Source organism: Bradyrhizobium sp. SZCCHNR1002 (assembly GCF_032381435.1).
GTDB classification, from domain to species: domain Bacteria; phylum Pseudomonadota; class Alphaproteobacteria; order Rhizobiales; family Xanthobacteraceae; genus Bradyrhizobium; species Bradyrhizobium aeschynomenes.
Genome location: NZ_JAUHIS010000001.1, coordinates 1,526,420 through 1,534,451 on the forward strand (window position 1 = coordinate 1,526,420; position 8,032 = coordinate 1,534,451).

General features: G+C 66.5%; 7 protein-coding genes. 1 reads left to right on the top strand and 6 read right to left on the bottom strand.

Translation table 11 applies throughout. From position 1 onward, the window contains the following. Genes nikE through QX108_RS06865 form a run of 5 tightly spaced genes read right to left on the bottom strand, consistent with a single transcriptional unit; the run spans nucleotide 1 to nucleotide 6,221 of the window. Nucleotides 1-1,575, bottom strand: coding sequence for an ABC transporter ATP-binding protein (nikE, locus tag QX108_RS06845; RefSeq protein WP_315780263.1), 1,575 nt, complete (start codon nucleotides 1,573-1,575; stop codon nucleotides 1-3). After that, on the bottom strand, nucleotides 1,572-2,402 hold the full coding sequence (locus tag QX108_RS06850) for an ABC transporter permease (protein ID WP_315720667.1): 831 nt from the start codon (nucleotides 2,400-2,402) through the stop codon (nucleotides 1,572-1,574). The genes nikE and QX108_RS06850 overlap by 4 nt, the downstream gene beginning before the upstream one ends. Then, entirely contained in the window at nucleotides 2,395-3,342 is a 948-nt protein-coding gene (locus QX108_RS06855; RefSeq protein WP_315780261.1) for an ABC transporter permease, read from the bottom strand. The genes QX108_RS06850 and QX108_RS06855 overlap by 8 nt, the downstream gene beginning before the upstream one ends. Before the next feature lie 15 nt (nucleotides 3,343-3,357). Further along, on the bottom strand, nucleotides 3,358-4,905 hold the full coding sequence (locus QX108_RS06860) for an ABC transporter substrate-binding protein (protein WP_315780259.1): 1,548 nt from the start codon (nucleotides 4,903-4,905) through the stop codon (nucleotides 3,358-3,360). Next, entirely contained in the window at nucleotides 4,905-6,221 is a 1,317-nt protein-coding gene (locus QX108_RS06865) for a M20 family metallopeptidase (protein ID WP_315780257.1), read from the bottom strand. Before QX108_RS06865 ends, QX108_RS06860 begins: the two co-directional genes overlap by 1 nt. A gap of 66 nt (nucleotides 6,222-6,287) precedes the next feature. On the opposite strand from QX108_RS06865, the gene QX108_RS06870 reads away from it, so the two are divergent. Further along, nucleotides 6,288-7,064, top strand: a complete 777-nt coding sequence (locus QX108_RS06870; RefSeq protein ID WP_315726219.1) for a GntR family transcriptional regulator — start codon at nucleotides 6,288-6,290, stop codon at nucleotides 7,062-7,064. Nucleotides 7,065-7,127: 63 nt separating this feature from the next. Here QX108_RS06870 and QX108_RS06875 read toward each other — a convergent pair whose 3' ends face one another. Beyond that, entirely contained in the window at nucleotides 7,128-7,781 is a 654-nt protein-coding gene (locus tag QX108_RS06875) for a 4'-phosphopantetheinyl transferase (RefSeq protein ID WP_315780570.1), read from the bottom strand. Nucleotides 7,782-8,032 lie beyond the last annotated feature (251 nt).

Sequence of the window (8,032 nt, forward strand, 5' to 3'; positions counted from 1 at the left end):
TCAGCTGACCGGCACCGGCGAAGCCGCCATCAGCTCGCTCGTATAGGGGTGAACGTCCTCCGCACCGAAAGCATCGACGGCACGGCTGTCGACCAGCTGGCCCCGGCGCATCACGACGATGCGGTGGGCGATCTGCCGGATCAGATTGAGATCGTGGGTGATGAACAGATAGGCCGCGCCGGTCTCGGCGCGCAGCTTCAGCAGAAGCTCGATGATCTGGGCCTGCACGGAGACGTCGAGCGGCGCGGTGATCTCGTCGCAGACGACGAGTCGTGGACGCGCCGCGAAGGCGCGCGCGATCGCGACGCGCTGCTTCTCGCCGCCCGACAATTGGTGCGGCCAGCGCGCCGCATAAGACGCAGGCAGCCGGACCTGCTCCAGCAGCCGTGGCACCGAAGCGACGTCGCCGCCATAAAGCTTGAGCGGCCGCGACAGGATCTCACCGATGCGATGACGCGGGTTGAGCGAGGAATCGGGGTGCTGAAACACGATCTGAACATCGCGACGATAGGCCGGGCTCATGTCGCCAGCCCCATGCAATGTTCGGCCATCGAAGCGGATGGCGCCATCAAAGCGCGCGAGCCCGGTCAGCGCGCGCGCAACCGATGATTTGCCCGAGCCGGACTCGCCGACCAGGCCCACAATCTCGCCGGCGCGGATGTCGATGTCGACGGCCTTGGTCGCCGGCGGCGGAGCTGCGCGGAATAGCCCCGCCCTCCCGTAATGGACGTCAATGCCCCGCGCCTCGAGCAGCACGGCCTCACCGGGTTTGTCGTGCACGAGCCTCCGCTCCGGCCGCGGCACCGCCGCGATCAGGGACCTCGTGTAGTCGTGCTGCGGACGACGAAAGATCTCGGACGCCTTCGCCTGCTCGACCACCCGGCCGTGCCGGATCACTGCGACGCGATCCGCGACGCGGGTCATCATCCCCAGGTCATGGGAGATGTAGAGCGCTGCCACGCCCGTCTCGGCGCGCAGTCGCGCAAACAGCTCGATGATCCTTGCTCCGGTGATGACGTCGAGCGCCGTCGTCGGCTCGTCGAACAGGATCACGTCAGGCCGGCAGCCGAACGCGGTGGCGATGATCACGCGCTGCTTCTCGCCGCCGGAGATCTCGTGCGGATAGCGCCGCAAGATGGCGGCCGGGTTGCGCAGATCGACATGGCCGAGCAACTCGACCGCGAGATCCCTGGCGGCCCGCGCATTCAGTTCGCGGTGGCGCATCAGGGCCTCGGTGATCTGGCGACCGATGGTCAACGTCGGATTCAGCGCCGTCGACGGATCCTGGAACACCATGCCGATGCGTCGACCTCGCAAGGCGCTCAGCTGCTTCGGACCGAGCGCCTGCAGGTCGACGTCACCGAGCCGCAGCGCGCCCGACACCTCGCGCGCATTGGCCGGCAGATGCCGCATCAGCGCCCAGGCCAGCGAGCTCTTGCCCGAGCCGGATTCGCCCACGAGGCCGAGCACCTCGCCGGGCGCAATCTCCAGCGAGATGTCACGCAGCACCGCCACGGCGCCGGCCGCGGTCGCATAGTCCAAACCGTAGTTGGTGATCGTGAGTGCGGCCGTCATCGATCGTCCCGGGGATTGAGAGCGTCGCGCAGGGCATCACCGACGAGATTGAACGCAATGGCCGACAGCGCGATCGCGGCCGACGGCGCGATCAGGATCCACGGTGCGCGGTGCATGTATTGCCGGGCATCGGCGACCATCAAGCCCCATTCCGACGCGGGTGGCTGCGCGCCGAGGCCGAGAAAGCTGAGGGTCGCGAACAGCATCACCGCGAAGGAGACGCGGATCGTCGCCTCGATCACGATTGGCCCCATCACGTTGGGAAGCATCTCGCGGAAGATGATCTGCGCGGCACCCTCCCCGCGCGCGACCGCGGCCTTGACGAAATCCTGGTTCCGCACGGCGAGCGCGACCGAGCGCGTCACCCGTGCCATGCCCGGCGCAAAGGCGATGGCAATCGCGACGACGGCATTGCTCGCGCCGTTACCAAGCGTGCTGACCAGCAGCAGGGCCATCAGGAGACCGGGAATGGCCATGACCGCGTCGTTGGTCCGCATGATGAGCTCGTCGGTCTTGCCGCCCAGATAGGCTGATGCGACGCCGATGACGGCGCCGATGGCGCTGCCCGCCAAGGTCGCAGTAAGCGCCATCGGGACTGTCGCACGCGCCCCGGACAACAGGCGGCTGAGCACGTCGCGGCCGAACTGGTCGGCGCCGAACAGGTTCTGCCAGCCCGGCGCGCGGAAACGGCCGAGGAAGTCCATTTTCTCCGGTCCGTATGGTGCCAGCCACGGCCCGAGGATGCAGATGGCTGCGAGCACGACCAGCAGAACGATGCCGATCGCGCCTTGCGGCTTGCGGATCATCCTGCCGAGCAGCTCAGTCATAGCGGATCCGCCGGTCGAGCAGCGCGTAGACGACGTCCGCGAGCGTATTGGTGATCGCGTAGGTCACCGCCATGATCATCGCTCCGGCCTGGATCGACGGCAGATCGCGGGTGGTGATGGCGATCATCAGCGCGCGACCGATGCCGGGAATGGCGAAGATCTCCTCGATCACGATGATGCCGCCGAGCAGATAGCCGACGTCGAGCGCGACGATGGTGATGACCGGCAGCAGCGCGTTGCGCATCACGTGACGGACCAGCACCGTTCGCTCCGGCAGTCCCCTCAGCCGCGCCGCGCGGACATAGTCGGATTGCAGCACGTCCAGCGTCTCCGAGCGCATCATGCGCATGACGTGCGCGATGAGGATGACCGAAACGGTCAGGATCGGCAACGTCAGGTGACGCAATGCGAGGCCGGAATCCTCCAGCGGCGAAACGTAGCCGGTTGCGGGCAGCCACGGCAGGATGTCGGTGAGCAGCAGCGCCAGCGCCGTTGCGGTGACGAACTCCGGAAGGGACACGCCAAGATAGGCGATGATGCTCGTCAAGGTATCCGCCGCCCTGCCCTGGCGCAGCGCGGCGAAGATCCCCAGCGGGACCGCGATCACGAGGGTCACGACGAGCGCACCGGCGGCGAGCAGCAGCGAACGCGACAGTGCTGTCAGCATTTCGGGCGCGACCGGCAGGCCAGTGCGCATCGAGACGCCAAAATTGCCGGTCGCGGCGCGTGCCACCCAGTGCGCGAATTGCAGCCAGACCGGATCGTTCAGCCCGAGGCGCACGCGCACGGCGGCCAGCGCCTCCGGCGAGGCATTCTCGCCGAGGAGAGTCTGCGCGGCATCGGCCGGCAGCGCCTGCGTGATGGCGAACACCAGCACGCTGACGATGACGACGGTGTAGACCATCAGGAGCAGCCGCCGCAGCAGCCAGGCTAACGACACCGATCAGGTCCCGTCTCAGGCGCGCTTGGGCGCGCCAGCGCCGAGCGAGACGAGATCAAGCCGGAACACCGATCCACGCGGATGCAAGGTGTAGCCCTCGACATAGGCGCGCTGGGCCGCCAGGATGTCGAAGAACACCGGGATGACCGACGGCACCTCCTCGTTCATCATCGCCTGGGCCCGCGCATAGAGCGCGGCGCGGTTGGCATCGTCGGTCTCGCTGCGCGCGGCATTGACGACCTCGTCGAAGCGCGCATTGTTCCAGCGCGTTTCGTTCCAGGCGGCATCCGAGGTGTAGAGCAGCTTGAAGATGGCATCCGCCGTGGGCTGCATGTTGTAGAAGCCGACGTAGAAATTGCCCTTCTTCCAGACCTGGTCGAGATAGGTCGCGTGCGGCATCGTCTGCACATTGATGCGGAAGCCTGCGGGCGCCGCCATTTCCCGGATCGCGACGCCGAGCTGCGTGCGGGTGTCCGGCTTGTCGGAGGCGACCATGGTCAGGTCGATGCCGGAGGGATAGCCCGCCTCGGCCAGCAGCTGCTTCGCCTTGGCGATATCCGGCCTTTTGAGCTTGCTGTCCTTGTAGAACCGGTAGGCCGGGCTGAGCGGCGTGTCGTTGCCGGGCGTGCCGTAGCCGCCGGCGACGAACCCCGCCATGGCCTCACGATCGATGGTCAGCGCCAGGGCCTGACGCACGCGGACATCGTTGAACGGCTTCTGGTCGCAGCCCATGTTGACGTTGAGGAACTGGCCCGAGGGAATCCGCAGCGCCTTGATGCCGGTGGCCTTGCCCAGTCGCTCATACTCGCCGGGCGTGGTCGACAGCATCAGATCGATATCCCCCGAGATCAGCGCGGAGGCTTCGGCGGTGCGATCGGGATAGACCAGGATCTCGACGCGATCGAGCGCCGGCCGCGCCGGATCGTAATAGGCCGGATTGCGCTCGACCACGATCTTGCGGTCCGGCTCGTAGGACACGAGCTTGAACGGCCCCGAGCCATTGGCCTTGGTGGCGAGACTGCCGAGATCGGCGGCGATCACCTTCGCCGGGACGATGCGCGCATTGGTATAGGCGAGCGCGACCGGGAAATCGGCGAAGGCGACCGTCAGTGTGAACTTCACGGTCGCGGCATCGATCGCTGCAACGTCCTTGATCGGGCCGACATTCGTGCGCGCAGGCGAGGCGGTCTTCGGATCGAGGATCGCCTTGAAGGTCGCGACGACGTCCTCGGCCGTCAGCGGCGAGCCGTCATGAAAACTGACGTTCGGACGCAGCTTGAACGTCCACTCCGTCAGGCCCGCGCCGGCTTCCCACGACAGCGCGAGATCGGGCTCCACCGCCATGTCCGGCTTCAACCGGGTGAGGTTGGAATAGAGCAGCTCGGTGACGAGATATTCCGGATTGACGCGCGCGAGCAGCGGATGAATGACCGCCGCGCCCTGATCGACCGAGATCCGCAGCACGCCGCCACGCTTCGGCGCCTCGGCAGCCAGCGAGACACGCGGCAAGGCAAGCGCGACTGCGGTGCCGGCGAGAAAATGGCGACGGGTGACGGACGGCATCAGGCGAAGTCCTTCTTGAGCGTCATGGCTTCGGGAGAGAGTTCGGGACAGAACTCGACTGAAAGATAAGCAAGCACCGATTTCGCCAATGCGACGATATCGGTCAGGGTCGTCGATTCGCCCGGCGCATGGATGCGGCTGTCGGGCTTGCCGAGACCGGTGAGCAGCACCTCTTGAAGTCCGGTGGCCTGCTGCACCCAGCCGAAATCGGAGCAGCCGGAAGCGCCCCAGCGTGCGAAGTCATCGGGCGCATAGCCGAATCCGAGCGACAGCGCCTGCTGCCAGCGCGGCCAATGCGGCCCGCCGGGATCGGAGGTCGGCGCCAGATGTCCGGTGAGGATGATCTCGACGTCGAGGGAGCCCGCGGCCTGCTTGATCGCGGTTTCGATCTCGCTGCGCGCGCCAATGAAATCCTCTTCCGGCGCATAGCGGCGGCACAGCAGAAGCTCGACCAGCGACGGGATCTGTCCGCCGCATCGGCCGCCATGAATGGCGGAAATGTCGAGACTCGCCGTGAGCGGCCCGCTCGCCTGCGGCGCCGGCGGCAGTGCCGACGTGCGCTGGGCAATCACCGGCTTCAAGGCAGCGACGGCATTGAGAATCGGCAGCGCCGCTTCGATCGCGTTGGCGCCGGCGCTGCGCTGCTCGCCCGCATGCGCCGGCTTGCCATGAACGCGCACCGTGAGCGTGAACAGACCGAAGCAGCCGGCCCAGATCCGCGGCATCGCGCTGCCGTTGAAGTTGAGGATGTGCCCTTCGAGACGGCCCTGCTCGGCCAGATAGCGCACGCCGGGATAGAGCCCCGCTTCTTCGTCCGTGCACAACAGCAGCATCGGATCATAAGCAAGCGACAGGCCGGTCTGCTGCGCGGCGCGCAGCGCGAGCAGCGCCGCTGCGATCGAACCCTTCATGTCGGCCGCACCGAGGCCGACGAGACGATCACCCTCGCACGTCAGCTGCAGCGGATCGGTGGTCCAGCCGGGAGCAGCGGGCACGGTGTCGACATGAAAATAGAGGCCGAGAACGGGCCTGCCGGAGCGGCGGCGCGCGATCAGATTGGTGCGTCGCCCGCACGCGCCGGGTGCCCGCCACAGCTCCTCCGGAACGATGATGCGCTCGCACTCCAGCGCGAGCGGCGCGGCGAGCCGCTCCATGAGATCGGCAAAATCATCGTAGCCAGCACCGGGCGGAAAGCTGGTGTCGACCGCCACCATCCTCTGCAGATCATGGACGGCGGTCGCGGACAGCCGGTCGATCGCCGCCACGCCGTGGGCCAGATTGGCCCCGCCCCGATCCGCCCTGTCCTGAGAAATCATTTGCCGCGAGCCAAATCCTATATTCTATATAGAAATAGAATTCACGACGCGGCGTTTGTCAAATCCATGAAAAAGGCAGCTGTGGCCAGCAAAGCGGCAGATGGGGTGGGTGCAGGCAGCGGTGTCCTGCCCGTGCCGCTGTACGAGCATGTCAAGCGGCAGATCGCGGAGGCGATCCTGATCGGCGAGCTTGCGCCCGGCACGGTGCTGCCCGGCGAGGTCGCGCTCGCCCATCAATATGGCGTCGCGGTCGGCACCATTCGCCGCGCGTTGGCCGACCTCACCGCCGGCGGCATGCTGATGCGCCGGCGCAAGACGGGGACCGTCGTCACAGGCCGAGCGTCGCAACATGGCCTCAGCTTCTTCTTTCAATATTTCCGCCTGTTGGGGGCGGATGGCAGCCTGTTGCACTCGGAGGCGGAGGTGCTGTCGGTGACAAAACGGGCCGCCGCGCCCGCCGAAGCCGCGCTGTTCGCCACCGCCGAAACTGAGCCGCTGCTGCATCTTCATCGCATCCGCCGCGTAGCGGGCGCGCCCGTGCTGCATTCGCGCATCGCGATGGTCGCAAGCCGCGTGCCTGAATTTCCGCGCGAGACGACGAAGGTCCCCGCCCTGATCTATCGCCATTTGCTCGAGACCTACGGCATCCGCATCGCCGCCGTGCGCGAGAAGGTCACGGCGGAGGTCGCAACCAAGGAGGACCGAACGCTTCTCAACCTGTCCGCGCCAGGCGCGGTACTGGTCATCAACGAGGAGGCCTACGACCAGACCGGGGCGCTGGCGATCCTTAGCCAACACCGCGCCACGACGGCCGGCCACTACTACTCGAACGAGATTCGCTGAGACCCGGCGCTGACGATGAACCGCGCGCCGCCCCGGTATCGCTCCTTGGGAGCGTCTAGGGCTTCAGCCCGGCATCAGCGCCACACCGCAGGCGACGCGGTCCTGATCGACAACGAACCGACCCGACAGGCGGGCGACCGCGACCGGCCATCCCGTTTTGAGAACGCGGGCCGCAAAGGTGCCCGATGCCCATTCGATCCCGAGCTCGACGTCCTGAAAATCGAGGAAGCCCCGCGTGATCGGATACTGACACTTATAGTATGCTTCCTTGGCGCTGAAGATCAGGATCGGAAGCACCGGCCGAATTGCCCCGGGCTGCGCAGCGATCCATTGCCGCTCCGCCGGCGTGAGCACCAGGTCCTGCAAGCTCGCGTCCAGCTCGCGCACATCCTCCACGTCCAGGCCAAGAGACGTCACGTCGCGGCGCCGTGCCACGACGACGGCGCAGTAGTTGGCGCAGTGGGAAATGCTCCCCGTGAAGCCAGATGGCCAGACCGGCGCCCGATCGGGTCCGGGGACGAGCGGGCCCGGTGGCGCACCGAATGCTGCAAGCGACCGTCGCGCCAGAATCCTGGCCGTGGTGAACTCTGCCCGCCGTTTGGGCACTGCGGCCTGAATGAAGGCGCGCTCCTCGGGAAACAGCTCGCCATCCGCAGTCGAAAGCGCGGAGGTCTCGACGCCGACAGGGCCGGAAAACAGATCTGCTATCGCCGTCATCAACAACTCTGCATGCGGAGAGCCTCAGCTCGGATGGCCGCGACGCTGTTTGAGCGAAGACCGCCTCATGCCGCGCCGACCTAAACTTCCCATGATTGTACATACCGATCGGTGCCCCCGCACCGTCAATCTCGGAGCATCGATCTCAATGTCGGCCTTTGCGTCTTGCGGATCTCGGCATGATCGGTCATCGCAGTGATCCGCGCCAGAGGCAGAAGACCATCAATGCCGATCGCGCACCGTAACGCGTA

Excerpts from the sequence above, each read along its gene's own strand:
- nikE (WP_315780263.1), bottom strand. The coding sequence starts at position 1,575 with ATGACGGCCGCACTCACGATCACCAACTACGGTTTGGACTATGCGACC.
- QX108_RS06850 (WP_315720667.1), bottom strand. The coding sequence starts at position 2,402 with ATGACTGAGCTGCTCGGCAGGATGATCCGCAAGCCGCAAGGCGCGATC.
- QX108_RS06860 (WP_315780259.1), bottom strand. The coding sequence starts at position 4,905 with ATGCCGTCCGTCACCCGTCGCCATTTTCTCGCCGGCACCGCAGTCGCG.
- QX108_RS06865 (WP_315780257.1), bottom strand. The coding sequence starts at position 6,221 with ATGATTTCTCAGGACAGGGCGGATCGGGGCGGGGCCAATCTGGCCCAC.
- QX108_RS06870 (WP_315726219.1), top strand. The coding sequence starts at position 6,288 with ATGAAAAAGGCAGCTGTGGCCAGCAAAGCGGCAGATGGGGTGGGTGCA.
- QX108_RS06875 (WP_315780570.1), bottom strand. The coding sequence starts at position 7,781 with ATGACGGCGATAGCAGATCTGTTTTCCGGCCCTGTCGGCGTCGAGACC.